Origin of the sequence: Moraxella macacae 0408225 (genome assembly GCF_000320365.1) — a bacterium.
In the GTDB taxonomy this organism is placed as follows: domain Bacteria; phylum Pseudomonadota; class Gammaproteobacteria; order Pseudomonadales; family Moraxellaceae; genus Faucicola; species Faucicola macacae.
Genome location: NZ_ANIN01000001.1, coordinates 1,166,721 through 1,192,202 on the forward strand (window position 1 = coordinate 1,166,721; position 25,482 = coordinate 1,192,202).

Here is a 25,482-nt window from a genome sequence, read left to right on the forward strand (position 1 = left end):
AAGGGAAATTAAATGCAGGATATCGATCCGCCTTTACGCTTTATTGTGGTCGCCGAAAACAATCAACAACGCATGGCCTTTAGCGATACCATTCGTACTTGGCAAATGGAGTTGGTGGATTGTATCAGTGTACACAAACTTAATGCAAAGCATTTTCACAGTGCTGCTGATGTTTGGCTTGTAGACAGTGAAAAAGATTATGAGGTTATCCAAAGCCTAGAAGAAGAAATGGTGCGTACAAGTTACAGTTGTATGCCAAAAGCGGTGCTTGTTGGTTTTACGCCTGCACCTTATATTAACACAGGTGCATTGTATGAAAAATGGCAACGCAAACTTAAGCGTAAAATTGCTGACAGTTTGCAACGTCCTGATCTGTTGTTAAAAGAGCGGGAAAAATCCGACGATGTGGTAACGTGGAGGTATGTGATCATGCTTGGTGCGTCCATGGGTGGGCCTATGGCGGTCAAAGAATTTTTGGATTATTTGCCACATGATTTGCCAATTGCACTGATTTTAGCCCAACATTTTAACCGTGAAAGGTTGTATACGTTACCAAGAATATTAACGCGACACAATCAGTGGCGTTGTGATGTCATTGCCAATACCCAACAGTTGTTGGCAGGTCGCTGTCTGATTGTACCGGTTGAACAATCGGTGGTGTGTGACTCAAATGGACGCGTGTTGCTACAAAAACAAGGTTGGCAAGGCATGTATGAACCGTCTATCAGTCAATTGCTTGCCACTTGTAGCAATGTGTTTGGCAATCACTTGATTACGATTATTTTTTCGGGTATGGGCAATGATGGCAGTGATACCGCCCAATTGGCTCGCAAAAACAACAGTGTGATTTGGGTGCAAAGTCCTGACAGCAGTGAATGTCCAAGCCAACCACAAAATATGATAGATACAGGTTTTGTGGATTATGTTGGTACGCCAAAACAATTGGCTGAAGCATTGGTAAGTTTGTGCAAAAAACGCTGCCTACCTGATGGCACGCCGATTTTGCTTGCACCAAATCCATTAAGCTACCAAGCACCGAAATTGGATAACTATTAGGATAAACTGGGATAAACCTATCCTAACGGTTTTAATGAATAATATTAACTTTGCTTCATAAATCATTAAGCACATTTAGAGAATAACATGGCAAAAAGTCTGATTAAAATTTTAACCCAAGATCGAAATATTGGTATTTTGAGTGTAACCACAGGACAGCTTGAGATCGCACGCATTCCTGTAATGAATGCTCCTGATTGGATAATACCAAAAGAGCTGATTTTGGCAATTGAACCATACCGCGATAGGATTTGGAATTTTTTGTGGCAAGGGCAAGATGTATCGGTATATCATTTATTGCCAAAAACCGAACAAGCTGAATCTATCATTGTGTTAGAAAGCATTACAGATGTACACCGCATTGGCCTACAAATTCAAGGTGATGTAACGTTTCATTCGGTGCGAATTTCAGAATTAAAAGATGTTGATGCAACGGTTTATCAACAAACCTTAGAAAGTTTTTATCCGCATATTTTAGAGCAAGAACGCCTAGAAAAACAGCACCAACAAAAACAACTGGAAAACAATCAACGCTTAGCATATCAACCAACCGAGCAAGATTATGTGTTTCAAGCGGTGATGCTTGACGGTGATGTTTGTATCATTCCTGATTTGGATAAGATGTCGCACTTTTTGGTTGATTTGGACAGTTAAGATTGGTTTAATTGTAAATTAACGGTGTATTGTTTGTAAGTGATTGATAATATAGGAAAAGTTATGGCGTTATATCCTGCCAGCGAGCGTTCTCAGCCAGCAGTTGTTGCTCATACAAAATGGGCGATCAGTGTACGGATTTTTCATTGGCTTGGGGCGTTATTGTTGTTGATAACTTGGGCAATGATTAAACTTGATGCAAATGCAATTGACGATACTTACATAGATCTGCATAAGGCGTTTGGTTTAAGTGTGTTATTTTGGACAGTTGCTCGTTTGTTGAATCGCGTATTGACCTTAAAATCCATACCTGCCAAAGTTGTGATGCCAAAATGGCAAACAGGCATTGTGCATTTAACCCAGTTGTTGTTGTATGTGTGCATGCTTGCTATGCCCTTAACTGCGTTTACGGCCGAGATGATGAAAGGCAATGTTGTTTGGTTTTTTGGTATGGAAATACCTGCTTTTATTGGTGAAAACCGCGACGTTGCTCGCACGTTGATGAAGTTGCATAAAGATGTATTTTGGACAATGTTGTTGGCTTTTACAGGATTGCATATTCTTGGAGCATTACAGCATCAATTTATCAAAAAAGACAATTTAATTAAACGAATGTTGTAATTAAAAAGATTGAAAATTAAGAAGATTGAATAAATAAGGCTTACATATGATTTGTGTAAGCCTTATTGGTAAAAAATGATAAAGTTTGTGTGGGTTTATTTAAAACCAGCTTTTTTCATAAGCATAATTGCACGCGATTGGTTTTTACCGGCAACAGAAACGTTAATCACGTCCTGCTTAAATTTACCCCAAGCGGCAATTTTTGCATCAGGAGCAATTTTTGGATTGGCAGGGTATTCATTGTTTAGATCGGCAAATAAGTTTTGTGCTTGATCGCCACTTAACCATTCAATGAATTTTTGAGCTTCTGCTGCGTTTTTGCTGTATTTGACAACACCTGCACCCGATACATTGACATGTGTGCCTTTGCCATTTTGATCAGCGAAGAAAATTTTCACATTTAAGTCTGGTTTTTTATCCAACATACGACCCAAATAGTATGAATTGGTAATACCAACATCACAACGCCCTGCATCAATAGCTTCCAAAACATTGTCGTCTTTTGGCATTGGATCGGTTGCTAAATTATTCACCCAACCTTTGACAATATTTTCAGTTTGTTTTACGCCAACATTTTGAATCATCGTACCAACCAAAGATTGGTTATAGACGTTGTTTGAGGTGCGTAAACACAATTTATCTTTCCATTTTGGATCTGCCAAATCGGCATAAGTGGAAAGTTGGCTTGGGTTAACTTTTGTTGGGTTGTAAACAATGGTTCTGGCACGTACAGATAAGCCATACCAATGATTGTTAGGATCTCTTAAGTGAGAGGGGATATTTTTTTTCAAAACGCTAGAATTGATGGGTTTTAACAATCCCATCTGAGTGGCTTGCCATAGATTACCACCGTCTACGGTAATAAATACATCTGCTGGTGTATTTTTACCTTCGGCTTTTAATTTTTCCATTAGTGGACCAGCTTTGTCGTTAACCAATTTTACGCTTGTGCCTGTTTGTTGTTCATATTTGGCAACAATTGGTTCAAGTAAGTTGGTAGCACGCGATGAATAAACCACCAATTCATCAGCAAATGCCGGAGCGATACTTGCCAATGCAACACTGGCAACCAATAATTTTTTTAACATCGTTGTAACTCCTTTGGATTAAAATAAGTGTTTTTAATTATAAATGATAATTATTCTATAAACAAGTTTTATTCTCAAAAATAACTGTTTTTTTACATAAAAATTGTTATACTAATGTGATACCTTTTAGACAAAATATAAAAATTTAGACAAAATACAAAATGACACATCGTACTCATACACGTTTTTATCTATGGCCTAAGCTGTGGCTATTTTTTTGCATGGCATTGGTGCTAATTCCTGTTTTGGTGATTTTATTGGGCTTTAGCGAGATCGATCGCGAAATTTGGGATTTTTTATGGGAATTTCAGTTGCCACTACTGATTAAAAATACGTTATTTTTGATGATGGCAGTTGGCATTGGGGTTGTGTTTTTGGGAACAACCACTGCTTGGTTGACAACCATGTATGATTTTGTAGGACGGCGTGTGTTTTTTTGGGCGATGATGTTGCCTCTTGCAGTGCCTGCTTATGTGTTGGCGTTTACGCAGCTTGGCATGGTAGATTATGCTGGATCTATTAATACATTTTTTAGAGAAACTTACCAAATAAAGCAGTTTATTCCAGACATGCGCAACGGTTATTTTTTAAGTGTGGTGATGAGTTTGACGTTTTATCCGTATGTGTATTTGCTTGCACGCAATGCGTTTATGAGTATGGGCAGTCGCAGTCTTGAGGTTGGTGCAAGTTTGGGATTAAATCCCATGCAGTCTTTTTTTAAAATCGCACTACCAATGGCACGTCCGTGGCTTGTGGGTGGTTTAATTTTGGCATTAATGGAGGTATTGGCGGATTTTGGTGCGGTGAGTGTTTTTGGTTTTGAGACGTTTAGCACGGCTATTTATGAAGCATGGTTTGGTTTTTACTCCATTGAAACCGCCAAACAATTAGCCTCTTTGCTGATTATTTTTGTGTTTTTATTGATCGCACTGGAGCAGTTAAGCCGTGGCAAACGACGATTTCATACCAATAAATCTACCAATTACCGCCAACAATTACCCAAAAAATATGGCATTTTGGCATTTTGTTATTGTGGGTTGATTTTGGCATTGGCATTTATCATTCCGATCATTCAGCTTGGAGTTTGGGCTGTGCGAACATGGGATCAAATCGCAAATGAACAATTGGTAGAACAAGCCATGTATTCATTATTAGCCAGTGGGTTATCGGCGGTTTTGATTGCATTTGTGGCGTTTTTATTGGCGTTGTCAAAACGTATGGATAACTCGGTATTTGCCCTGATTGCCAGTCGTATTGCCACTTTGGGCTATGGCATTCCAAGTTCGGTATTGGCTGTTGGTGTGTTTGTACCAATTGCTTTTATAGATAATTATTTGATTGACTGGCTAAGTCCAATAATCAGCCCTGATGAACCGTTGACAGGGGTGATTAAAGGAACGATTGTTGTGGTGTTAACCGCGTATTTAATTCGTTTTTTGGCTTTGGGGCTTTCTAGTGTTGAGGCGGGTTTTGAACGCATTCGTCCAAGTTTAACCGAAGCCTGCGTATCACTTGGCGTAACGGGATTTGCGATGATTTGGCGGGTGTATTTGCCTTTGTTAAAAAGTTCAATGGGCGTTGCGATGCTGATGGTGTTTGTTGATGTGATGAAAGAGATGCCAATGACCTTGATGACAAAACCATACGATTGGCAAACGCTTGCTACGATTATTTATGCTTATACCAGTGAAGGGCGTTTTGACCAAGCGTCTTTGCCTGCACTGTTGATTGTGTTCACAGGGCTTATCCCTGTGATTTTATTTTCAAAAATTAATGACAGTAACCACTAATAAGATGACTATGCTAAACGTAACTGATTTATCTGTAGAATTTGACAAGCGTCCGATTTTAACCAATTTTAATTTTAACTTGCTCGATGGTGAAATTGCTTGCTTATTGGGGGCGTCAGGTTGTGGTAAAACAACTGCTTTGCGCTGTGTGGCAGGATTTTTAACCCCAAACCGTGGCAAAATTGTGCTAAATGATAGGCCGTTGTTTGATGCAAAAATTAATTTGCCTGCTCACAAACGTCATATCGGTATGGTTTTTCAAGATTATGCGTTATTTCCTCATTTGACTGTGGCGGATAATATTGGATTTGGCTTGCATGGTTTTTCAAAAACCGTTAAGCAACAACGCATTGATGAAATGTTGTCATTTATTGGATTGACTTCACACAAAAAACATTATCCGCATGAATTATCAGGCGGCCAACAACAACGCATTGCTTTGGCTCGTGCGTTAGCGCCACGTCCAAAATTAATTTTGCTTGATGAACCATTTTCTAATTTGGATACCGATTTGCGCACGCATTTATCCAAAGAAATCAGACAATTGCTAAAACAAGAACAAGTCAGTGCAATTATGGTAACACATGACCAACAAGAAGCTTTTGCTATGGCGGACAAAATCGGCGTGGTAAATGAGGGCAAAATCCAACAATGGGATAAACCACAAAATCTATATCATTATCCTGCCAACCGTTTTGTTGCAAAATTTATCGGTCAAGGCACATTGCTTGATACAACACAGCTAACCGAACAATTTTGTCAAATGCTTATGACTCAAAGTCAGTTAGTCCAAAGCCAGTTACCGACACAAGCACTGTGGCTTATTCGTCCTGATGATGTGGTTTTATCCACGCAAAATACCAGTAATGGCATGCCTTGTGTGATTAAAGATAAAGAGTATAAAGGCGATCATTATTTGTATCAAGTGCAACCAAAGTTGCCTAATGACACAAATTTGTTGTTGGTTAAAACCGATTTGCACACAGATTATGCTTGTGGGCAAACCGTTTTTGCTGTGATTAACAACATCGTGGGTGTTGAATAATCCGTTAACTGGGTTAAAATGTCAACTGGGTAAAAATAGCTTAACGTCGACTGTTGTCAGGCAGATTAATGTTCATTTCCAATACTTCCATATTGGCCTCGGTGTGATGATTGATATTCACATCGTCAATTTGTACGCCTGATACATAGGTATTTACCACCGCCAAAATTTCACGCTTCATTTTTTCAATGCGTTCTGGTGTCAAACGGTTGTGTAAGCGGTTTTCACTGGCAACAATGACTTTTAAACGTTCAGCGGCGGTATTGGCACTTTTGGATTTTTGTTCTGTCCCAAATAGGTTGCTCCAAAAACTTTTTTTCATGGATTAACCTCCAAACCAACGTTGTAAGAAACTTTTCTTTTTGACTTCAATATGACGATACGGCCGTTCTTCGCCCAAAAATCTTGCCACCATGTCATCATAAGTTTGTCCGGCTTTTGAATCTTTATCCAAAATCACAGGTTCGCCTTGGTTAGATGCTTCCAGCACACTGTTGCTTTCTGGAATAACCCCAAGCAGTGGCACTTTTAAAATATCGTTAGAAATACTGTTAATATCCATCATCTCGCCACGTTCTGCACGTTCTGCATTGTAGCGGTTAATTACCAAATGTTCGCGTACGGAGCCTGTGCCTTCTTCTATTTTTTTGGTGCGACTTTGCAAAATGCCAATAATGCGATCAGAGTCGCGCACCGATGAAATTTCAGGGTTGGTAACAATAATTGCTTCATCTGCGTGATACATAGCAAGTTGAGCACCACGCTCAATTCCGGCAGGCGAGTCGCACACGATGTAATCAAATTGTTTGGATAATTCAGTGATAACCTCTGCTACGCCCTCGTCAGTTAAAGCATCTTTATCACGGGTTTGACTGGCCGGTAAAATAAATAGATTGTTTAACTGTTTGTCTTTAACAAGTGCTTGGGATAGGCGAGCATTGCCTGTGATGACATCTACAAAGTCATATACGATGCGATTTTCACAACCCATAATCAAATCAAGGTTTCTAAGTCCTACATCAAAATCAATGACGACGGTTTTATAACCACGCAATGCCAAACCTGTTGCAAAAGATGCACTGGTAGTGGTTTTTCCCACACCACCTTTTCCAGAAGTTACAACCACGATTTTTGCCACTTCATGCCTCCAAATTCATTTATAATAAAAGTTAATATAATAAAAGTTAGTATTCTATCATAAATATTCTATCATAACTGCTGGCTTAACATAAATCTTTTTATAATTGACAACTTAGCCGATTAACTTAGCTGATTAATGTAAAAATTAACCCTATATTATGATCAAAACTTACCTCGACCGCTTTGCCAAGAAGTTCGGTTGGAATGTTTTCTTTTAAACAATACGTTCCTGCCACCGATACCAATGACGGATTAAATTGTAAACAAAAAATCCTTGCGTTTTTATCACCTGTTGCCCCTGCCACCAAGCGTCCTTCGCCTTTGCCATAAATATGCAAGCTATAATCGGTAATTGCTTCTGCCCCTGCGTTGATGCCTTTGGTTAAAATCACATCACCTCCGACGTGGTTAATGCTTTGTCCGGATCGCAAAATTTGATGGTAGACTAAATCACCCTCCACATTATTATTGTCGCTGTTACTGTCATTTTCATGCTGAATGTTGAGTTGGTTGTTGGTTTCGGTAAATGGGGCTTGATTGTCAAGTGCGTGTAACTGGTTGTCATCAGTAGTGGTTTTGGGTTTTATTTTGGCAATCGTATCATCGGGTTTTTTGTCTGTTTTACCGTCAATGCGTTGTCCATCAGCAGGGAAAATTGCGATTTTTAACTCTTTTGCTTGATGGTCAAACGCTCCGGTTACTATACCAATGGGTTGTAATCCAAGCTCCCATAAACCATGCCACAGTTTTTTTAAATCAAACGGTGTTAAATTTGTGGTTAAACTTACCACAATGGGCAAATTTGAGTTTAATTTTTTTGCCAATTTTTCTTTGACTTTTGCAAGCATTTCATCAATATCATCACCTTGTAATTGCAATCGGCTAAAATTTAGCATACGGCCGGTGATTTTTACCGATGTTGCTATGTTTACCGATGTTGCTATGTTTACCGGTGTTGTTGGGGCAGGTTGGTTGTCATTTTCTTTAGGGGCTGTGTTTTTTTGTGTGATATCAGTCATGTCAGTCTTCTTGTGCGGATAAAAATAATACAAGGTTTGGTTATACAGGGTTTGGATTAACAGGTTTATGTTAACAAGGTTTTGTCAAAACTACAATCAAAAAGCGTGTCAAAATCACCTTTTTTAATGAATCAAATCAGGTGAGTTTGCGTGATTTTTCCATTGCTTCACTTTTACTTGCTCGGCAATGGCAGTTAGGCTTTCGTGAATGATTGAACCAACCAGTTTTTCAAGGGCAGGGCTTGTGATATCGACCTTAGCAATGCCTTTGCCAATTTCTTGATAAATTTGGTTTAAATTGTCAACTTGAGTCAACTGTTGTGCGGTATTAAATGCAATGTTTTGGCCGATTTTTTGGCTAATCACCACGATTTGATCCTCGATAAGGCCGCCTGCTATTGGTATCATGCGCAACAAGCGATGCAAATCAGGGGTTTGCAAAAAGGCGTTTTTCACTGCAAGGCTTACATGTTCGGCAAGTGGTTTGGCGAATTTTGCAGGTTGATGGTTGGTGGATTGAATAAGAGGAGTTACTTCTTGTTGCAGCAGTTCAATCACAACGGTTTCGATCTCATCACGGTGCTTGTCAATGATATTTTGCACCAAATGACCTTTGGTATTGGCAAGTTCGGTGCGAATGTTGTCAATTGCCATTAAAATCACGCGATCAGAAATTTCTTCTAATAACACATGGTAATAAAATTTGCCTGTTTTTAACCAATTTTTTGGCAAAACCTGATAGCCAAGCTGATACAAGCGATAACCAATCACCACAACTCTAAGCAGTCGCAACGCACGCAATTGTGGAAAACAGCCCAGTACTTCATACCAATGCACAAATGGAAAAAAGAACCAACGATAATGGGTTTTTTGTACAATTGCAATGCCCCAACGCAGCAACAATTCTACCACCAAAAATACAGTAAACAGGCCGGTAATAAATTTTAACATTGAATGAACATCAGTGCGATAGTGGTTGATTAAACTGCTAAAACCGCCCCATTGGCCAATTTGATCCATAAAACCACTCATCAGCAAGCTATCGAGGATTAACAGTAACAAATCAACACTGATAACCAACATCATAACAATGTCATACATCAGTTGTGGGCGAGTGCGAACGGTTTTTGGTAAAGATGTGTTTGGCATATAAAACTCACGATTAACCTTAAGAATAATTAAATTGCGTAGTTTAAAACAAATTGGTTGGTAAAAAAATACATTTTGTAACCATTTTTTTGCCAAAAATACATAACTTATCACATTTTATTACACACAAAGATGAGATTTTTCGGCATAATACAAAAATTCATAATGCAAAAATTATTGGTATTTTTACTTACAAACACTTTTTAAAAAAACAGTTTTAAAAAAACAGTTTAAAAACAATTTTTAAAAAGAACAAAGTTTAAATGTAATTTTTATGGAGGCGAGCATGAACATGAACACAAAAAACATGAACACAAAACTATTGGCTGTTACCTTGACATCAAGCGTACTCATAGCAGGTTGTGCCAGTACAGGTACAAACAATTTAGAGGGTGTTACTAGTAACAAAGCGGTTTTGGGTGCGTTAGGTGGAGCATTGGGCGGTGTTGCAATTTCCAAAGCAACAGGCGGTGAAAAAACAGGTCGTGATGCAGCAATTGGAGCGGCAATCGGTGCAGGCGTGGGTTACTATATGCAACAACAAGAGGCCAAACTACGACAACAAACCGCAGGTACAGGCATTGAAGTAACTCGCGATCCTGTAACCAATGACATAAACCTTGTCATTCCTGAGGCAATTACTTTTGATGTTGCACAATCGGCGATTAAACCTGGATTTTACAACACATTGGCACAAGTGGCAAACACCCTTAGCCAATATAACCAATCATCAATTGTGGTAAATGGCTATGCATCGGTTGAGGGCAATCCAAACTTTAACCTAAATCTATCACAAAACCGTGCCAATGCTGTTGCAAATTATTTGGTTAACCAAGGCATAGCACCAAACCGTGTGCGTGCAATGGGCTATGGTGCAACATCACAATTTGGCAGTTCTTACGATGCCAATCGTCGTGTGGAAATGACCATTCTTGCACCACAAAACTTAAACTAATTTTTAATTGATTGTTAATAAATTGATTGTTAATAAATGATGACTGACCGTGAGCCGTCTGCTTTTTTGCCTGACCTAAAAACTTTTTTACTTGCCATCAGTCCTGTGATTTTGGTGTGGTTGCCTGTGTTGCTGTTGCATTTAACGCTTGTGTTATTTGCAGGGTTGATAACTTATACTTTTACTCGAGCAATTGCCAATAGTATCCGCCAAAGCAAACAAATGCCGACTTTTTTTGGCAAGTTTCATGCAAACAATCGTGCTGAGATGGTGGCAATAGCTGTTATTGTGGCATTAATTTCGTTGGCAACTTATTTGTTTGGCGATTGGATGATGGCAAAAGCAAATGTTATGGTGCTAAATCGTTTGCTAGAGCAGTTGATGTCTATCATTGAACAATTGCATACTTTATTGCCGTTTTCTATTTCGCAATATTTGCCAATTTCAGATTATGAATTCAAAGAAATGTTGCTAAGAACCGCAAAACAGCATGCACCACAACTACAAACGCTTGGTGTACATACGTTGCGTGGCGTAGGTTATTTTGTGATCGGAATTGCAATTGGAGCAATTATGGCATTGCAAATACCATCAACATTGCCACTTACTGCCAAGCCTTTTTTGCATCATATGCGTCAACGTTTTGATGAGTTGATTACAGGTTTTAGCGATGTGTTTTTTGCTCAGGTAAAAATTTCCAGTATTAACACGATTTTGACATCGGTGTATTTGCTTGGAATTTTGCCAATGATTGGACATCCGTTGCCTATGTCATGGACGGTAGTGTTAATTACCTTTTTGGCAGGGTTAATACCTGTGGTTGGGAATTTATTTTCTAATGTGGTGATTGTTACCTTAAGTTTAACCCATGGCTTAATGGTGAGTGTGTTGTCGCTTACATGGTTGGTTGCTATTCATAAGTTGGAATATTTTTTAAATGCTCAAATTATTGGCACAAAAATCCGGGCAACCGCTTGGGAATTGTTGTTGTTTATGTTGGTATTGGAAGCAACGTTTGGTTTGGCGGGGTTGATATCTGCCCCTGTGATTTATGCTCAAATCAAACGAATTTTACACAATCGTGGTTGGGTATAAAAAAATTTAAAAAAAAATTGTAAGAAACCTGACGGTATAAAAGTCTAAACTAAAACCTTTTTTGTATCAATGTAAATGTAATTGGAGCTTTATATGCAAAACACAATTTCTCAATCATCACAAAACAAAAAACACCTTGCGAAAAACTTGGCTTTATCATCACTTTTGGCAGTGAGTGTGGTTGGTTGTGCCGAAAGTCAAATGGGAGCAAAACCAATGGAACAAGGTTATCAAAATAACCAAAACCCACCACAAGCAAGCCAAGAAAACATGAGTCAAGCCAGCATGAGTCAAGAAAACATGAGCCAAGCCAGCACAACTGTGAACGAACAACAATCAAATTTATTCAAAGCCCCAGAGGCTAAATGTTCAGAGGGTATGTGTGGAGCTTCGCACAAAGATTCATCGGGAGGTTGTGGTGCCTCGCACAAAGATGCATCAGGTGGTTGTGGCGCATCGCATTAAGGAGCAAAAAGGAGCAAGCAATGAATCCTAATGTTGGTAAGACTGATCGTATTGGTCGTATCGTGATCGGCGTGGCAATAATTGCTATAGGTGCTTGGTTTAAGTCGTGGTTAGGATTGGTTGGGCTTATTCTGTTGGCTACGGCAATGATTAATTTTTGTCCGATTTATCGCATTTTTGGCATTAGTACTTGTCGTATTAAACATCATCAGGGTTAATAATTGTCATGATACATAACCATACTTCCCAAGTTCTGCAAGGTGCAGGGCTTGGTTTTCGTCGTGAGCTTGTAAGTGAGCTAAGAAATGCTGATTTATCAAGCATTGATTTTTTTGAGGTTTCGCCAGAAAATTGGTTGACATCACAGGGAATCATGGGCGGACGTTTTAACGCCATGTTAAGAGAATTTACCGAACAATTTGTTTTTAGTTGTCATGGGCTGTCTATGTCTATTGGCGGTAGTGGTGAACTTAATATTCCATTTATCAAAAATATTGGCAAATTTTTGGATTATCACAATATTGCGTTATTTACCGAGCATTTGGCATGGTGTTCTGATGCCCAAGGGCATTTGTACGATTTATTTCCTATTGCTTGTACCGATGAGGCGGTCATGTGGGTGGCATCGCGTATCAGGCAAATACAGGATATTTTGGAACGTCAAATTGCCATTGAGAATGCATCTTATTACTATCGTCCGAATCTAAGTACTTTATCTGACAGTGAGTTTATCACTTATATTGTAAAAGAAGCGGATTGTTTGTTGCATTTAGATGTGAACAATGTTTATGTCAATAGCCAAAATTTTGGTTTTGATGCCGATGAATATTTGCAAAACTTGCCACTGGAACGCACTTGTTATTTGCATATTGCTGGACATTATCAAGATAAAGAGCTGATTATTGACACGCATGGCAATGCGGTGATAGATCCTGTTTGGGCATTGCTTGATCGTGCTTATGAATTAATTTATCAAAAAACGCAAAAACAGCCCAGTCTTTTGCCAACTTGTTTGGAGCGTGATTTTAATTTTCCGCCGTTGGCAGAATTGTTAAGCGAGGTGGCTGTTATCCATCAAAAGCAAAAACAGATTTTGCCAAAAACACAATACACCAAACAAGCACAACAAAACAAACACATAGCGTAAACAGCGCGGTACAAACACGACATAGATAGCACAAGCATTATGACCAATCACACCATTGCACCCATCTTAAACCGTTCGCTTGATATGCCTTTTGTTGTGCATCAGCAGGCATTTGCCAATTTTTTACGCCAACAAAATTCAGTTGATCAAAATTTACCTCTATCCGCTCCACTTGATGATTTATCACCGCGTATTGGCAAATTATACCAATCTTTAGTGTGTAATAATGTAACAAGTTTTGTCAATCAATGTTTTCCTGTTTGTCAGACATTGGTAGATAGCGTGCTTTGGCAACAACTTATTCAATTGTTTATCCAATCCAATCATCTTAAAAGTCCGTATTTTATTGAAATTAACCGTCAATTTTGTGAGTTTTTGGCGGATACGACTTGTCTTGTTGATCTTGGGTTGCCACTGTTTTTAGGTGAGCTTGCTCATTATGAATGGATAGAGCTTTGGGTAGAAACATTGCCAAATGAAGCATTTCATCAAGTTTTGCCAATGCTTTTTATCAATCCAACGTTGCAGGTTTTGCAGTATGATTGGGCGGTGCATGAAATTAGCAGTAAGACACAGCCTATTGCTACGCCGACGTTTTTATTGGTGTATCGTCAAGGCACAAGGGTAAAATTTATGCAAACCAACAGTTTAACCTTTTTATTATTGGATTTTTTGCAACAATCGATTCATGACAACCAAGCCTTTCATAATTCCGCTGTTTTGCTTGATGCTTTTTCTCACCATTATGAATTGCCTCAATTGTCATGTCATGATTTTGAGCAGTTGGTGGCTGATTTTAGCCAGCAACATATTTTTTCTCAAAGGAGCGTTGTATAACGTTTTGTGTAAGGTCTTATGAAAAAGCACCCATTTGTTAGCAATCATTCACAGTTTACCGATGAATTTATCCAAAAAACTTATGGACAATTGTTAAGTTTTGCCAAAAATCAGCTTGGTGATAGTGATGAAGCGTTTGATGTGGTGCAAGAAACTTTTGAAAATGCCTATAAGTATGCCAATCATTTTAAGGGCAATTCAGCATTTAAAACTTGGGTATTTGCGATTTTAAAAAATAAAATTGCAGATCACATTCGCCAAAACCAAAAATATGTAAATTTAGCCAATTTAAATATCGACAATCAATCCGATACCGATATTTTACAAGTGCTGTTTGATGACATTGGGCATTGGCAAGCGGCAACAGGCATTGCCGCGTTTGATGACAGTTGGCAAAATCCAGAGCAGCACGCCGAGCAGGATAGTTTTTGGCAAGTGATGGAATTGTGTTTGACCAATCTGCCCAGAGATCAAGCCCAGGTGTTTTTAATGAAAGAATATGTTGAGTTGTCCACCGATGAAATTTGTCAAGAAATTGGCATTAGTACGCAAAATTTTTATGTGCTTATGCATCGTGCCAGATTGCGATTACAGCGGTGTTTGTCATTGCATTGGTTCAACCACGATGCTGTTTAAAACAACTTTATCTAAAAATTAAACAATAAATTTAAAAAATTGACATACGGATAAAAAATGCCCCTTAAAAAAATCCCACGCCACTTAGCCACTCACTTGACTTTAAGCTGTGAGCAAGCCACTAAAAATATCAGCATGTCGCACGAGGTAACATTGCCAAAATCCACTCAATTGCGATTAAAATTGCACCGAATGCTTTGCAAAGAGTGCGAACAATTTTATCAAAATGACAAAGAATTAAGTCGGATTATTGATGCCCACAAACAGCAGTAATCATTAGCAGTAACTTGTTGATTGAATGGTTTTAATAAATAGATTTTTTAATGTTTTTTAACATTTCATCTAATAAATGATTGGCATCTGTTGCAATTTTTAATTCATTTTGTAGATTTTGTGTTTTTTCAAACAAGGTTAACGCACACAGCAACAACAATTCTTCTTGTGGCAATTGAGGAGAGGTGCGTCGGATTTCTTGAATAAAGGTGTTCATGTAGCTTGATGCGTGTTGAAGAGCGGATTCTTCGCCTTTTGGGCAGTTGATACCATAACTGCGCCCATTGATAAAAATGTCTACTTTTTGGTGCTGATTTGACATAAAAAATCCTTAATGGTTTTAAATTGGTTTTAAAATGAATTGGCTTGATTGATTTTAATAGCTTGCTGATTTTACTGGTTTTCACTGTCAATTTTGGCAAGGCGTTCTAGCACAAGTTTTGTGTGTTCGGCGGCTACATGATTTTTTTCGATCAATTTTTGATTGGTTTGGGTGAGTGTTTCGATTTTGGCTTGGGCTTGTTCGTATTCGCTGCTAAGCATGCTGTGCGAGTCGGCAAGCGATTGGTAACGGCTTTCTAAGTCGGCGTGTTGTTGTTCGTGAGTGGCAATCAGTTGTTCTAATTTTTCAATGCGTTGCTGGGTGTTGGTTAGTTCGGTTTGTACGGCTGTCATTTGTTCACTGCTAATGCTTGGCTGGGTTTTGATACGTGCCAATTCACTACTAAGATATTGATTTTTATTGATTAATTTTTCGATATAGCCTTTTAGTTCGGTTAATTTTAAAAGCAGATTTGTCATGATGGTGTCTTCAAAAAGTTAAAAATAAAATGAAAAAAGAAATGTAAAAATTTATGCTTTAATAATGCCACAAAAGCCCCTATAATGGCTAGTATTTTTTGTAAAATTGTCAAAAAACAAATATTAAAAAAACAAATATTAAAAAAACAAATATTAAAAAAACAAATATTAAAAAAACAAATTGTTAAAATGTTGGTTGTCAAAAAATACCAGTGGTTTTGCTAATTTTAGGTTTTTGGCAATTTTACAAGATGGTTTGTAGCAGCAAAAAGGTGAAAAAATGAATGATTATTTATCAGGTTGGCAAGATTGGCATGAAGCATTGCAAGATTGGCATGATGTGTCAGTCAGTGAGTTGCATGGACTGATAACAGGCGTGCTAAGTGTGTGCGATGCTCCAACGCCCAAACTTTGGCAAGCACTGCTTACAGAGCTAAGTTTTACTGAACTTGAGCCAAAAGCACTGAAACTTATCAGTGAAGAAGGTGAGGATTTGGCAGCATTATTGACCGATGATGAGGACAGTTACCAGTTTTTGCCTTTGTTGCCTGATGATGAACACCCATTGTATGAACGCTTGCAAGCATTAAAAAATTGGGCAAATGGTTATTTGACTGGGTTTGGGGTAACAGACAGTGCACTTCGCTCTTTGGAAAATACATTGTTTCATGATTTGGCAAAAGTTGGAGCATTGCGCATTGATGTGTTTGACGAAAATTTGCAGGGCAATGACAATCCTGAAGGTGAGTTACAATACATGGAGCTTTTGGAATTTGTGCGTATGATACCTGTGAGTGTGGCAAATGGGCGTGTGCGCAAATCAGTGGCAAAATTGCCATTGATCGCAGGGTTTGCTATGACACAAGCGATTGGTAAAACGCCTAAAAATCAACCAGTTTCTGATTTTATTGACAATGACTTGATTGACAATGTACAAGATTTTGACAATGTACAAGATCTTGTAGATGATGAGTTGGATTGGCAACATGAAAAAGACCACAATGATGAATTTGTTACCAATATGGTGATAGATGCGATGACCGGAAAAAAGCCATCATAATTGCCTAGCAACAATTATCCAGCAAAGAGAAAAATCCATGATTTATCCAATCACCACTTTACAGTGGCTGGCAAAACTAATCAGTTTTGATACCACGAGCCGACACTCAAATTTGGCATTGATTGACTACATCAATCAATTTTGCCAATCACTAAACCTTACGCCACGGTTAAGTTTTAACCTTGCAAAAAACAAAGCCAACTTGTTTGTTAGCATTCCTGCCAATGACAATAATGTCAAAACAGGCGGTTTTGTTTTTTCAGGGCATACCGATGTTGTGCCTGTGGACGGACAGGCGTGGGATAGCGATCCTTTTGTTGCTGTTGTCAAAGAGGGCAAGGTTTATGGGCGTGGTGCTTGTGATATGAAAGGATTTATTGCGTGTTGTTTGGCAATTTTACCAAATATTGTTAAACTATCTGTTGAGAAAAAATTAACAAAACCCATACATCTTGCGTTATCATTTGATGAAGAAATTGGCTGTTTAGGTATGCCTTTTTTGTTAACAGATTTGCAAAATCAAGGAATTATGCCTGATTATTGTATTGTGGGCGAGCCTACGATGATGAAAATGGTTACCGCCCATAAAGGAATACAGACCTTTCGTTGTCGTGTACAGGGCAAGGCCGCCCATTCATCACTAACCGAACAGGGGGTAAATGCGATCAGTTATGCCAGTCAAGTGATTGGTTTTATTGATGATTTGGCAGAAAAATTAAAACAGCAAGAGTTAAAACAGCAAGAATCAAAACAGCAAGAGTCAAAACCACGAGATTTGGTGCAAGGTTTTGATGTGCCATTTTCTACCTTGTCAGTGGGCATGATTAAAGGCGGTATAGCGACCAATATTATACCTGATTTTTGTGAGTTTAGTTTTGATTTTCGCAATTTGCCCCACGTTTTGCCAACACCGATCATTGAATCAATCCGTGATTTTGTTAAAACACTTAGTGAACAAATGCAAAATAAAAACCCCAATTGTTATATTGAACTTATTCAAGATTGTCAAGTGCCTGCGATGAACGATAAGGAGAGTTTGGCTTTGCAACGCTTGATTGAAAATTTGGTTGATGACAAACGCCGTCATAAAGTGGCATATGCAACCGAAGGCGGACAGTTTACTAATTTTGGCGTGCCAACACTGATTTGTGGTTGTGGTGATATTGCACAAGCCCACAAGGCAAATGAATTTGTAAGTATTGAACAGCTAAACAAGTGCGAACAATTTTTGATAAATTTGGTAACAATGACGGCGGTAACCAATAATTATGGTAACTGACAATTGCGATAACTAACAATTGCGATAACTAACAACCAAGAACAGAAGGAATCAGCATGAAAATCAACCTGTTGGAAAAACTTCCTCAAAGTGAATTTGCCAAACGTCGTGCCAAACTTGCCAAAAATTTGCCAAACAACAGTTTGGTAATTTTATCCACCGCACCGCACCACATTCGCAACAACGATGCCGAATACAAATACCGTCCTGATAGCAGTTTTTTTTATTTAACAGGTTTTGCAGAGCCTGAAAGTACTTTGGTGTTACAAAAAACTGCCAATGAAGTCAGCTATATTTTGTTTTTACGTGAAAAAGACAAATTGCGTGAGATTTGGGACGGTAGGCGTGTTGGTATCGATGGGGCAATCCGCAAGCTTGGGGCAGATAAAGCCTTTGCCATTGACGAGCTTGACGAAAAAATACCGCAGCTGCTTTTAGGGGTAAAGCATTTGTTTGCACGTTTTGACACGCGTGTAAGCAGTTGGCTGGCTGGAGCAAAAAATTTGGTGCGTGGCGAGGGCGTGGTGAATGAAATTCACAACATTGATAGTGTGATTCATGAAATGCGATTGATTAAAGATAAGCCGGAAATCGAACGGATAAAAACCGCTTGCCAAATCAGCAGTCTAGCCCACATACAAGCTATGAAAACCGTACGCCCACAGCAGTATGAATATCAACTCGAAGCCGAGCTAAATTATGTATTTGGACAATATGGTTGTGTGCCATCTTATAACAGCATCGTGGCAAGTGGTGATAATGCCAATATTTTACACTATATAGAAAATGACCAAATCATGCAAGACGGCGATTTGGTGATGATAGATGCAGGGGCGGAGTATCAACTGTACGCAGGCGATATCAGCCGAACTTTTCCTGTTAATGGTAAATTTAGCGATGTACAAAAACAGGTTTATAATATTGTCTTAAAAGCCAATATAGAAGCAATTAACAGTCTTAAGGCAGGCGTGCATTGTAAAGTGCATCACGATACCGCTTTAAGGATTTTAACTCAAGGTTTGATTGAACTTGGCATTTTGTCAGGCGATGTAGACACACTGATTGCCAACAAGGCTTATCAGCCGTTTTATATGCATGGTACCGGGCATTGGCTTGGACTTGATGTGCATGATGCTGGGCGTTATTTTAGCGATGAAACACAAGACGGCGAAAAACAACCACGCCTATTACAAGCAGGTATGGTGATGACAGTAGAACCCGGCTTGTATTTTGCTAATGACAATGAGCTGATACCCAAAAAATACCGTGGCATTGGCATACGCATTGAAGATGATGTGTTAATTACCGAGCATGGCGCTGTGGTATTGACAAGTGATGTACCAAAAACGGTTGAGGAAATTGAGTGTTTAATGGCCGATTCGATTGGCAATATCGATCAACAATTAGCAAAATAATAGCCAAAATTTATAATGCTTATAAAAAGAATTTATGCTTTTAAGAAAAATTGATAATTGGTTGATTTTATTATTGTTTTATCAAGAAAAACGGCAAAATTTGTCGTTTTTTTGTTGTTGTGTGCGGATATTAAAAAAAGATAGTTTGACTTTATGATAGATTGCATTAAAATTTGGAATATAAAACACAAAATGCTGACAAATTTTTGCATTTTTTAACATTTTTACAAAGTATAAATTGAAAAAAGGAGCAATGAGATGAGTGAAAATCACAAATCTTCTCATGCACAATGGAGTTCCAAAATCGGTTTTTTGATGGCGGCGGTAGGCTCGGCGATAGGTTTGGGCAGTATTTGGAAGTTTCCATATATGACGGGCGATAGTGGTGGATCTGCGTTCGTTTTGGTGTTTATTGTCAGTATTACACTGATTGGTTTTCCTGTTTTGGTAACAGAATGGCTTATTGGTCGTCGCGGGCAGTCAAACCCACATGCAAGTTTTAAAAAAGCGGCTTTACAAAATAATACAAGCCCTGCGTGGGCGTTGCTTGGCGTGTTTGGACTGCTTGCAGCCTTTATGATTTTGTCATTTTATAGTGTCATTGGCGGGTGGTCGCTTAGTTATACCGCTAAGGCAGGCATGAATGCGTTTTCAGGTTTAAGTGCTGATGCAACAGGGGCAATTTTTAGCGATATGCTTGCCAATCCGATCCAAATGACGATTTGGCATACAATCTTTATGGGTTTTACGGCGTTTATTGTAGCAAGTGGCGTTACCGCTGGCGTGGAAAAAGCCTCCAAAATCATGATGCCTGCACTTGCGGTGATTATGGTGCTTATTGTGGGGTATAATGCGATCAATATGGATTTTGCCAAAGGCATGGAATTTTTGTTCAAATTTGACTTAGGGCGTATGCAAGAGGTCGGTGTTGGTAAAGTGCTAATGGCAGCCTTGGGACATGCATTTTTCTGTTTGTCGCTTGGTATGGCGATCATGGTAAGTTATGGTTCGTATTTAAAACAAGATGTCAATCTGTTGGCAACTGCTCGCACGGTGATTATTTGGGATATTATTTTCTCACTTATGGCAGGCCTTATGATTTTTCCAATTTTGTTTAGCAATGGCTTGGATCCGGCTGGTGGGCCTGGTTTGATTTTTATCACCTTGCCAATTGCATTTGGACAGATGAGTTTTGGTGTGGTGGTTGGCACATTGTTTTTTATTTTGTTAACCTTTGCAGCTTTGACATCGTCTATTTCGATTTTAGAGCCAATTACTGAGTTTTTAGAAGAACGCACATCACTTAGTCGTAAGGCTTCAGCCTTGGTTGGTGGGGTAACAACTTGGGCGGTTGGAATTTTGGCTTTGTTGTCGTTTAATGTGTTGAGTGATTTTGCGGTATTTACCATTACTGTGGGCGGTGAAGCCAAGCCACAAGGCATTTTTGATGCGTTGGATTATATTTCAAGCAAAATCATGCTGCCATTAACAGGGCTTGGCACCATTATTTTAATGGGTTGGTTTATGAATCAAAAATCGGTGCAAGATGAGCTTGGATTGACAGGTACAAAATGGACACTGTGGCAATTGGCAGTCAAATTTGTTGCGCCACTTGGTGTCATTGCAGTGTTTTTAACCGAACTGGGCTTGTTTGATTTTTTAATTAAATAAGCAAAATATCTAAATTTAGTTGTTAATGGTTTTATTAAATCTCCAAAAAATCAGATTTTGGGGATTTTTTCATTTACCAAATCTGTTCTATCCCTTATAATACCAAACAATACCCTAATTGTTACTTTTAATCGTTAAAACATAAGGATAAATTTATGTACGCAGAAGAAACCACCAACACGGTGCAAATTAAAGACATTATCGCTCGTGAGATTTTGGATTCTCGTGGCAATCCTACCATTGAAGCGGATGTAATTTTGGCAGATGGCACAATTGGGCGTGCAGCTGCACCGTCTGGTGCGTCTACTGGTTCGCGTGAAGCGTTGGAATTGCGTGATGGCGACAAATCGCGTTATCTTGGCAAAGGGGTAAAAAAGGCAGTAGCAAATGTTAACAGTGAAATTCGCTCGGCACTTGTTGACAGTGATGTAACCGATCAAGCGGCCTTAGATGACAAACTTATCAAACTTGATGCCACGGACAATAAAGCCAAATTAGGAGCAAATGCAACGCTTGCTGTATCCTTGGCGGTTGCACGTGCAGCAGCTGTGGCAACCAAATTGCCACTACATCAATACATTGCCAATTTACGCGGTCAGACATCATTGTCTATGCCTGTACCAATGATGAATATTTTAAACGGTGGTGCTCACGCTGATAATACCGTGGACATTCAAGAGTTTATGATTGAACCTGTGGGTTTTGACAGTTTTGGTGAAAGTTTGCGTGCTGGTGCAGAAATTTTTCACAGCCTAAAATCGGTATTAAAAGCCCAAGGTTTAAACACAGCCGTGGGTGATGAGGGAGGTTTTGCACCAAATTTACGCAGCAATGAAGAGGCTATCACGGTCATTTTAACTGCTATCGAACAAGCAGGTTATAAAGCAGGTCAGGATATTTATTTGGCACTGGATTGTGCAGCGTCCGAATTTTATCAAAATGGCCAGTATGTTTTGGCAGGCGAGGGCGATAAAGCATTTAGCTCTCAAGATTTTGCGGATTATTTGGCGGATTTGGTGCGTCAATATCCGATCATCTCTATTGAAGATGGGCTTGATGAAAGCGACTGGGAGGGTTGGGCGTATTTAACTCAAAAATTAGGCAAAACTGTACAACTTGTTGGAGATGATTTGTTTGTTACCAATCCAAAAATCTTACAAGAGGGCATTGACAAACAAATTGCCAATGCAATTTTGATTAAGTTTAACCAAATTGGTACATTGTCAGAAACCCTTGATGCAATTTACCTTGCCAAACAAAACGGCTATGCCACTGTGATTAGTCATCGTTCTGGTGAAACTGAAGACAGTACAATTGCTGATTTGGCTGTGGGGGTTGCAGCAGGGCAGATCAAAACGGGTTCGTTGTGTCGTTCTGATCGTGTGGCAAAATACAATCAATTATTACGCATTGAACAAATGGTTACCGCAAGCTATCATGGGCGTGATGAATTTATTGGTTTGCGCAATCCAAAAGCGTAAAATGTTAAGTTAAACCACTTAATCATTTTATTTTTATTAACTTTTTTAATTTTAAATTTGACAAAAAAGGAAATCGTATGGCAGATTTTAACCAAATTTTGAATGCAGGTGATGTTGAGGGTGGTGTTATTAATGTTGTGATTGAAATTCCTGCAGGTTCAAGCAACAAAATTGAGTGGAATCGCAAACTGGGTTTCATGCAACTTGATCGTGTCGAGCCAAAACTGTTTGCAAAACCAACCAATTACGGCTTTATTCCCCAAACTCTTGATGAAGATGGCGATGAGTTAGATGCGTTAATTATCACAGAAGAGCCACTACCAACAGGTCTTGTGATACAAGGCAAGGTTATTGGCGTGATGAAATTTGTAGATGATGGCGAAGTAGATGACAAAATCGTTGTTGTTCCATCTGATGATCGTAATAATGGCAATGCAATCAATACCTTAGCGGATTTACCACAACAGTTGATTAAACAAATTGAGTTTCATTTTAATCATTACAAGGATTTGAAAAAAGTAGGCACAACCAAAGTAACCAGTTGGGGTGATATTGATGAAGCCAAAGCGGTGATTAAACAGTCGCAAGTGCGTTGGAATAATCAATAACAGTTTTGGTTTTTTGTGTTTGGGGTGAAAATTTGGTTGAAGCTATGTTTAAGACTGTGTTTAAGCGGTTAATTTTTTAACAACAATCTTTGGCTTTTGGCAAATAAGGAGTTTTGCATGAAAAAGGTATTAAGTTTGGTGATGCTAATGGGTGCATTGGCATTGACGGCTTGTGGTGGTGGCAGTTCTGAAAGTTCTGCCAGTTCTTATAAAGATGTTTTTAAAAAAGTGATCTTGCTTAACGGCAATGAATACAGTTGTCCAACACAAGTTGCTCACAATTCATGCACAACCGATGACAGTTGTAAAGCAGCAAAATGTACTTTAACCAAAGCAGTAAATAAACCGAATAATCCGGCCTTAAAAGCCTGTGCTGTAAAAGGCAAAAACATTTATGGTAAAAAAGGCGAAAGCTGTACTTTTAGCCTTGCTATTTTGAATAAAGGTGCACCCCAAACGCTTATTTGTGGTGCAACAGGTGGTGCTTCGATTGCAAATTCGTTTTATTTTGGTAAAACATTGAAATTTAACGATACCACCATCAGTTGTCAATAAGCAAATTCTTAATGTAACTTTTGGTGTTTAGATATGCAACAAATGATATGCAACAAAACCATCACAAAACGACTTAACACATTTTAAGTCGTTTTGTTGTTTAAAGGCGAGCTTTGTGAAAAACTGCTATGAAAAATAAACTGTTGTTTGTGCTATATACTTTGGTTGTGTTTGGATTTGGTGGGCTGTTGACTTTTATGGTGATGACAAAAGTGCATATGCAAGCGTTAGAAACGCTGCATCAAAAGCCACAACATCAAACCAGTCAAACCGATCAGTCTGTAACCCGATCTGTAACCAGTTCTGCAACCGATGTTGCAGTGAATGATGTGTTAGCCAAGCCAAAAGCAATTGAACAAGTCATTGCCAATCAAAAGCAAAACAAAACCAATTTTTTTACCCACGATTTTAATGAACAAGCGGCCAAAGCGGTGTTAAATAGCATTTCCGATCGCCAATTAAACCATTATGTAGAACGCTTTATGAGTGCAAGTGATGCAGTTTTGATAGGTGATAAACGTCAATTTGCCAATCGAGCGATTGAAGAGCTGTACAAACAAAATGACAATCAGCCATTGACAGGGCAGATTTTGCTTGCACCAACATCTGATTTTCCAGATGCCTCAATGAATACGCATACCATTCAAAAACGTCAAAAATTATACGCCCATCTTAACACTTTTGGCAAAATTCCTTTGGGTGCAAATGTGTTTATCAAATGGACAAATCGCACCACAGGCGAGGTTTTGTTGTTTGAAAAAAAGCCCATTTCTGAACACGCTACCACCAACTGGGTGAGTTATCAGCCGTATGATACTTGGCAAACAGGCACGTATGATGTGCGTTTTTATCAGTTTACATCAAGGCTTGAGCCTGTGGCACAGTTTAGTTACGAGATTTATCAGGTGTCAGAATAGCGGTTGTTTTTACAAAGTTTTTATCAGCTTTTTATGAAATCCAGTTTTACAAAAATATTGCTAAAAGATTAACAAACATTTTATTTTACAAAAATCCGCAACAGTGGCTAATTTTTTGTTAAAATATTGCCTTTACCTCTAAAGCAAACAGCACGGAATCAAACATGGAATTACAGATGTCAAATGATAAAAAACCATTAAGTTCTAACCGCTCATTGAATTTTCAGCGATCATTAAAACAACAATCTGGTTTTACCTTAATTGAAGTGATGGTTGTGATAGTTATTTTAGCGATCATGGCAGGTTTGGTTGTGCCAAAAGTTGTTGGACAAAGTGATAAAGCCCGGGTTAAAACCACCGAAACCGCCCTGGCGACCACGTCAAACGCGATTGATATGTTTAAAGTTGATAATGGGCGTTATCCTACCACTCAAGAGGGTTTAAACGCTCTATTAACACCGCCACAAGGGGCAAAAAACTGGCCTGATGGCGGCTATATTAAAGGCGGTTTTCCAAAAGATGGTTGGGAAAATGATTTACAGTACATTGCACCCGGTACAGAAGGGCGAGCGTATGATCTGTTTTCTATGGGTGCAGATGGCCAAGAAGGTGGCGAAGAGGGCAATGCTGATATTTTTGCCAAACTTTAACAACATCAATTTGTTTTGCCAAACTTGGGGTTTAGTCAGAAAATTTTAGCCGATTTGTAAGATTTTAACAAACCT

The 25,482-nt window shown here is 38.7% G+C and carries 29 protein-coding genes; 22 read left to right on the top strand and 7 right to left on the bottom strand.

Annotated features, from left to right (window positions below):
• Window positions 1-12 precede the first annotated feature (12 nt).
• From MOMA_RS05255 to MOMA_RS05265, 3 genes are all read left to right on the top strand, one after another.
• Entirely contained in the window at window positions 13-1,056 is a 1,044-nt protein-coding gene (locus MOMA_RS05255; protein ID WP_009767566.1) for a chemotaxis protein CheB, read from the top strand.
• A gap of 87 nt (window positions 1,057-1,143) precedes the next feature.
• Complete coding sequence (locus tag MOMA_RS05260; protein WP_009767567.1) at window positions 1,144-1,710, top strand: hypothetical protein; 567 nt, start codon at window positions 1,144-1,146, stop codon at window positions 1,708-1,710.
• A 63-nt stretch (window positions 1,711-1,773) separates the two neighbouring features.
• Window positions 1,774-2,331 carry a cytochrome b gene (locus tag MOMA_RS05265; RefSeq protein WP_009767568.1) on the top strand — a complete coding sequence of 186 codons (558 nt, stop codon included), beginning with the start codon at window positions 1,774-1,776 and terminating at the stop codon, window positions 2,329-2,331.
• Window positions 2,332-2,426: 95 nt separating this feature from the next.
• Here the strand turns inward: MOMA_RS05265 and MOMA_RS05270 are convergent, their stop codons facing one another.
• Window positions 2,427-3,419, bottom strand: a complete 993-nt coding sequence (locus tag MOMA_RS05270) for an extracellular solute-binding protein (RefSeq protein WP_009767569.1) — start codon at window positions 3,417-3,419, stop codon at window positions 2,427-2,429.
• Between the two features lie 161 nt (window positions 3,420-3,580).
• Here MOMA_RS05270 and MOMA_RS05275 point away from each other — a divergent pair, with 161 nt between their 5' ends.
• Both MOMA_RS05275 and MOMA_RS05280 read left to right on the top strand, forming a co-directional pair.
• Window positions 3,581-5,209 (top strand): ABC transporter permease, encoded by a 1,629-nt coding sequence (locus MOMA_RS05275; protein WP_051012690.1) that lies wholly within the window; start codon window positions 3,581-3,583, stop codon window positions 5,207-5,209.
• 10 nt (window positions 5,210-5,219) lie between these two features.
• A complete protein-coding gene (locus tag MOMA_RS05280; protein WP_009767571.1) occupies window positions 5,220-6,254 on the top strand; it encodes an ABC transporter ATP-binding protein in 1,035 nt (344 codons plus the stop codon).
• 40 nt (window positions 6,255-6,294) lie between these two features.
• Here the strand turns inward: MOMA_RS05280 and minE are convergent, their stop codons facing one another.
• The 4 genes from minE to MOMA_RS05300 all read right to left on the bottom strand — a co-directional run bounded on the left by minE (window position 6,295) and on the right by MOMA_RS05300 (window position 9,562).
• Entirely contained in the window at window positions 6,295-6,576 is a 282-nt protein-coding gene (gene minE, locus MOMA_RS05285; protein WP_009767572.1) for a cell division topological specificity factor MinE, read from the bottom strand.
• 3 nt (window positions 6,577-6,579) lie between these two features.
• Entirely contained in the window at window positions 6,580-7,392 is an 813-nt protein-coding gene (minD, locus tag MOMA_RS05290) for a septum site-determining protein MinD (RefSeq protein WP_009767573.1), read from the bottom strand.
• 127 nt (window positions 7,393-7,519) lie between these two features.
• Window positions 7,520-8,413, bottom strand: coding sequence for a septum site-determining protein MinC (gene minC / locus MOMA_RS05295; protein WP_009767574.1), 894 nt, complete (start codon window positions 8,411-8,413; stop codon window positions 7,520-7,522).
• A gap of 123 nt (window positions 8,414-8,536) precedes the next feature.
• Window positions 8,537-9,562 carry a hypothetical protein gene (locus MOMA_RS05300; protein WP_040625112.1) on the bottom strand — a complete coding sequence of 342 codons (1,026 nt, stop codon included), beginning with the start codon at window positions 9,560-9,562 and terminating at the stop codon, window positions 8,537-8,539.
• 286 nt (window positions 9,563-9,848) lie between these two features.
• Between MOMA_RS05300 and MOMA_RS05305 the strand changes: the two genes are divergently transcribed.
• The 8 genes from MOMA_RS05305 (at window position 9,849) to MOMA_RS05340 (ending at window position 14,970) form a co-directional block, all read left to right on the top strand.
• Window positions 9,849-10,517 carry an OmpA family protein gene (locus MOMA_RS05305; protein WP_227498086.1) on the top strand — a complete coding sequence of 223 codons (669 nt, stop codon included), beginning with the start codon at window positions 9,849-9,851 and terminating at the stop codon, window positions 10,515-10,517.
• A gap of 36 nt (window positions 10,518-10,553) precedes the next feature.
• Window positions 10,554-11,612, top strand: coding sequence for an AI-2E family transporter (locus MOMA_RS05310; RefSeq protein ID WP_227498087.1), 1,059 nt, complete (start codon window positions 10,554-10,556; stop codon window positions 11,610-11,612).
• Window positions 11,613-11,705: 93 nt separating this feature from the next.
• Window positions 11,706-12,077 carry a hypothetical protein gene (locus tag MOMA_RS05315; protein WP_009767578.1) on the top strand — a complete coding sequence of 124 codons (372 nt, stop codon included), beginning with the start codon at window positions 11,706-11,708 and terminating at the stop codon, window positions 12,075-12,077.
• A gap of 20 nt (window positions 12,078-12,097) precedes the next feature.
• Entirely contained in the window at window positions 12,098-12,295 is a 198-nt protein-coding gene (locus MOMA_RS05320) for a YgaP family membrane protein (protein WP_009767579.1), read from the top strand.
• A gap of 8 nt (window positions 12,296-12,303) precedes the next feature.
• Window positions 12,304-13,224: an HvfB family MNIO-type RiPP peptide maturase gene (locus MOMA_RS05325; protein ID WP_009767580.1), complete on the top strand. Its 921-nt coding sequence runs from the start codon at window positions 12,304-12,306 to the stop codon at window positions 13,222-13,224.
• 39 nt (window positions 13,225-13,263) lie between these two features.
• Window positions 13,264-14,061, top strand: coding sequence for an HvfC family RiPP maturation protein (locus tag MOMA_RS05330; protein WP_009767581.1), 798 nt, complete (start codon window positions 13,264-13,266; stop codon window positions 14,059-14,061).
• A gap of 18 nt (window positions 14,062-14,079) precedes the next feature.
• Window positions 14,080-14,697 (top strand): sigma-70 family RNA polymerase sigma factor, encoded by a 618-nt coding sequence (locus MOMA_RS05335; RefSeq protein WP_009767582.1) that lies wholly within the window; start codon window positions 14,080-14,082, stop codon window positions 14,695-14,697.
• A gap of 57 nt (window positions 14,698-14,754) precedes the next feature.
• Window positions 14,755-14,970: a hypothetical protein gene (locus MOMA_RS05340; RefSeq protein WP_009767583.1), complete on the top strand. Its 216-nt coding sequence runs from the start codon at window positions 14,755-14,757 to the stop codon at window positions 14,968-14,970.
• A 31-nt stretch (window positions 14,971-15,001) separates the two neighbouring features.
• Here the strand turns inward: MOMA_RS05340 and MOMA_RS05345 are convergent, their stop codons facing one another.
• Window positions 15,002-15,292, bottom strand: a complete 291-nt coding sequence (locus tag MOMA_RS05345) for a cell division protein ZapA (RefSeq protein WP_009767584.1) — start codon at window positions 15,290-15,292, stop codon at window positions 15,002-15,004.
• A 71-nt stretch (window positions 15,293-15,363) separates the two neighbouring features.
• Window positions 15,364-15,771 carry a hypothetical protein gene (locus MOMA_RS05350; RefSeq protein WP_009767585.1) on the bottom strand — a complete coding sequence of 136 codons (408 nt, stop codon included), beginning with the start codon at window positions 15,769-15,771 and terminating at the stop codon, window positions 15,364-15,366.
• A gap of 280 nt (window positions 15,772-16,051) precedes the next feature.
• Between MOMA_RS05350 and MOMA_RS05355 the strand changes: the two genes are divergently transcribed.
• From MOMA_RS05355 to gspG, 9 genes are all read left to right on the top strand, one after another.
• Window positions 16,052-16,831 carry a UPF0149 family protein gene (locus MOMA_RS05355; protein WP_009767586.1) on the top strand — a complete coding sequence of 260 codons (780 nt, stop codon included), beginning with the start codon at window positions 16,052-16,054 and terminating at the stop codon, window positions 16,829-16,831.
• A gap of 37 nt (window positions 16,832-16,868) precedes the next feature.
• Window positions 16,869-18,110 (top strand): acetylornithine deacetylase, encoded by a 1,242-nt coding sequence (gene argE / locus MOMA_RS05360; protein ID WP_009767587.1) that lies wholly within the window; start codon window positions 16,869-16,871, stop codon window positions 18,108-18,110.
• 56 nt (window positions 18,111-18,166) lie between these two features.
• The gene (locus tag MOMA_RS05365) at window positions 18,167-19,525 is read left to right on the top strand and encodes an aminopeptidase P N-terminal domain-containing protein (RefSeq protein ID WP_009767588.1); all 1,359 of its coding nucleotides are present in this window, start codon (window positions 18,167-18,169) and stop codon (window positions 19,523-19,525) included.
• Between the two features lie 258 nt (window positions 19,526-19,783).
• A complete protein-coding gene (locus tag MOMA_RS05370; RefSeq protein WP_009767590.1) occupies window positions 19,784-21,196 on the top strand; it encodes a sodium-dependent transporter in 1,413 nt (470 codons plus the stop codon).
• 155 nt (window positions 21,197-21,351) lie between these two features.
• A complete protein-coding gene (gene eno, locus MOMA_RS05375; RefSeq protein ID WP_009767591.1) occupies window positions 21,352-22,677 on the top strand; it encodes a phosphopyruvate hydratase in 1,326 nt (441 codons plus the stop codon).
• Between the two features lie 77 nt (window positions 22,678-22,754).
• Window positions 22,755-23,285: an inorganic diphosphatase gene (locus MOMA_RS05380; protein ID WP_009767592.1), complete on the top strand. Its 531-nt coding sequence runs from the start codon at window positions 22,755-22,757 to the stop codon at window positions 23,283-23,285.
• 117 nt (window positions 23,286-23,402) lie between these two features.
• A complete protein-coding gene (locus tag MOMA_RS05385) occupies window positions 23,403-23,840 on the top strand; it encodes a hypothetical protein (RefSeq protein ID WP_009767593.1) in 438 nt (145 codons plus the stop codon).
• Between the two features lie 128 nt (window positions 23,841-23,968).
• Window positions 23,969-24,757, top strand: coding sequence for a hypothetical protein (locus MOMA_RS05390; RefSeq protein ID WP_009767594.1), 789 nt, complete (start codon window positions 23,969-23,971; stop codon window positions 24,755-24,757).
• A 176-nt stretch (window positions 24,758-24,933) separates the two neighbouring features.
• Window positions 24,934-25,407, top strand: a complete 474-nt coding sequence (gspG, locus tag MOMA_RS05395; RefSeq protein ID WP_009767595.1) for a type II secretion system major pseudopilin GspG — start codon at window positions 24,934-24,936, stop codon at window positions 25,405-25,407.
• Window positions 25,408-25,482: the final 75 nt, after the last annotated feature.

Excerpts from the sequence above, each read along its gene's own strand:
- MOMA_RS05255 (WP_009767566.1), top strand. The coding sequence starts at position 13 with ATGCAGGATATCGATCCGCCTTTACGCTTTATTGTGGTCGCCGAAAAC.
- MOMA_RS05260 (WP_009767567.1), top strand. The coding sequence starts at position 1,144 with ATGGCAAAAAGTCTGATTAAAATTTTAACCCAAGATCGAAATATTGGT.
- MOMA_RS05265 (WP_009767568.1), top strand. The coding sequence starts at position 1,774 with ATGGCGTTATATCCTGCCAGCGAGCGTTCTCAGCCAGCAGTTGTTGCT.
- MOMA_RS05270 (WP_009767569.1), bottom strand. The coding sequence starts at position 3,419 with ATGTTAAAAAAATTATTGGTTGCCAGTGTTGCATTGGCAAGTATCGCT.
- MOMA_RS05275 (WP_051012690.1), top strand. The coding sequence starts at position 3,581 with ATGACACATCGTACTCATACACGTTTTTATCTATGGCCTAAGCTGTGG.
- MOMA_RS05280 (WP_009767571.1), top strand. The coding sequence starts at position 5,220 with ATGCTAAACGTAACTGATTTATCTGTAGAATTTGACAAGCGTCCGATT.
- minE (WP_009767572.1), bottom strand. The coding sequence starts at position 6,576 with ATGAAAAAAAGTTTTTGGAGCAACCTATTTGGGACAGAACAAAAATCC.
- minC (WP_009767574.1), bottom strand. The coding sequence starts at position 8,413 with ATGACTGATATCACACAAAAAAACACAGCCCCTAAAGAAAATGACAAC.
- MOMA_RS05300 (WP_040625112.1), bottom strand. The coding sequence starts at position 9,562 with ATGCCAAACACATCTTTACCAAAAACCGTTCGCACTCGCCCACAACTG.
- MOMA_RS05305 (WP_227498086.1), top strand. The coding sequence starts at position 9,849 with ATGAACATGAACACAAAAAACATGAACACAAAACTATTGGCTGTTACC.
- MOMA_RS05310 (WP_227498087.1), top strand. The coding sequence starts at position 10,554 with ATGATGACTGACCGTGAGCCGTCTGCTTTTTTGCCTGACCTAAAAACT.
- MOMA_RS05315 (WP_009767578.1), top strand. The coding sequence starts at position 11,706 with ATGCAAAACACAATTTCTCAATCATCACAAAACAAAAAACACCTTGCG.
- MOMA_RS05320 (WP_009767579.1), top strand. The coding sequence starts at position 12,098 with ATGAATCCTAATGTTGGTAAGACTGATCGTATTGGTCGTATCGTGATC.
- MOMA_RS05325 (WP_009767580.1), top strand. The coding sequence starts at position 12,304 with ATGATACATAACCATACTTCCCAAGTTCTGCAAGGTGCAGGGCTTGGT.
- MOMA_RS05330 (WP_009767581.1), top strand. The coding sequence starts at position 13,264 with ATGACCAATCACACCATTGCACCCATCTTAAACCGTTCGCTTGATATG.
- MOMA_RS05335 (WP_009767582.1), top strand. The coding sequence starts at position 14,080 with ATGAAAAAGCACCCATTTGTTAGCAATCATTCACAGTTTACCGATGAA.
- MOMA_RS05340 (WP_009767583.1), top strand. The coding sequence starts at position 14,755 with ATGCCCCTTAAAAAAATCCCACGCCACTTAGCCACTCACTTGACTTTA.
- MOMA_RS05345 (WP_009767584.1), bottom strand. The coding sequence starts at position 15,292 with ATGTCAAATCAGCACCAAAAAGTAGACATTTTTATCAATGGGCGCAGT.
- MOMA_RS05350 (WP_009767585.1), bottom strand. The coding sequence starts at position 15,771 with ATGACAAATCTGCTTTTAAAATTAACCGAACTAAAAGGCTATATCGAA.
- MOMA_RS05355 (WP_009767586.1), top strand. The coding sequence starts at position 16,052 with ATGAATGATTATTTATCAGGTTGGCAAGATTGGCATGAAGCATTGCAA.
- argE (WP_009767587.1), top strand. The coding sequence starts at position 16,869 with ATGATTTATCCAATCACCACTTTACAGTGGCTGGCAAAACTAATCAGT.
- MOMA_RS05365 (WP_009767588.1), top strand. The coding sequence starts at position 18,167 with ATGAAAATCAACCTGTTGGAAAAACTTCCTCAAAGTGAATTTGCCAAA.
- MOMA_RS05370 (WP_009767590.1), top strand. The coding sequence starts at position 19,784 with ATGAGTGAAAATCACAAATCTTCTCATGCACAATGGAGTTCCAAAATC.
- eno (WP_009767591.1), top strand. The coding sequence starts at position 21,352 with ATGTACGCAGAAGAAACCACCAACACGGTGCAAATTAAAGACATTATC.
- MOMA_RS05380 (WP_009767592.1), top strand. The coding sequence starts at position 22,755 with ATGGCAGATTTTAACCAAATTTTGAATGCAGGTGATGTTGAGGGTGGT.
- MOMA_RS05385 (WP_009767593.1), top strand. The coding sequence starts at position 23,403 with ATGAAAAAGGTATTAAGTTTGGTGATGCTAATGGGTGCATTGGCATTG.
- MOMA_RS05390 (WP_009767594.1), top strand. The coding sequence starts at position 23,969 with ATGAAAAATAAACTGTTGTTTGTGCTATATACTTTGGTTGTGTTTGGA.
- gspG (WP_009767595.1), top strand. The coding sequence starts at position 24,934 with ATGTCAAATGATAAAAAACCATTAAGTTCTAACCGCTCATTGAATTTT.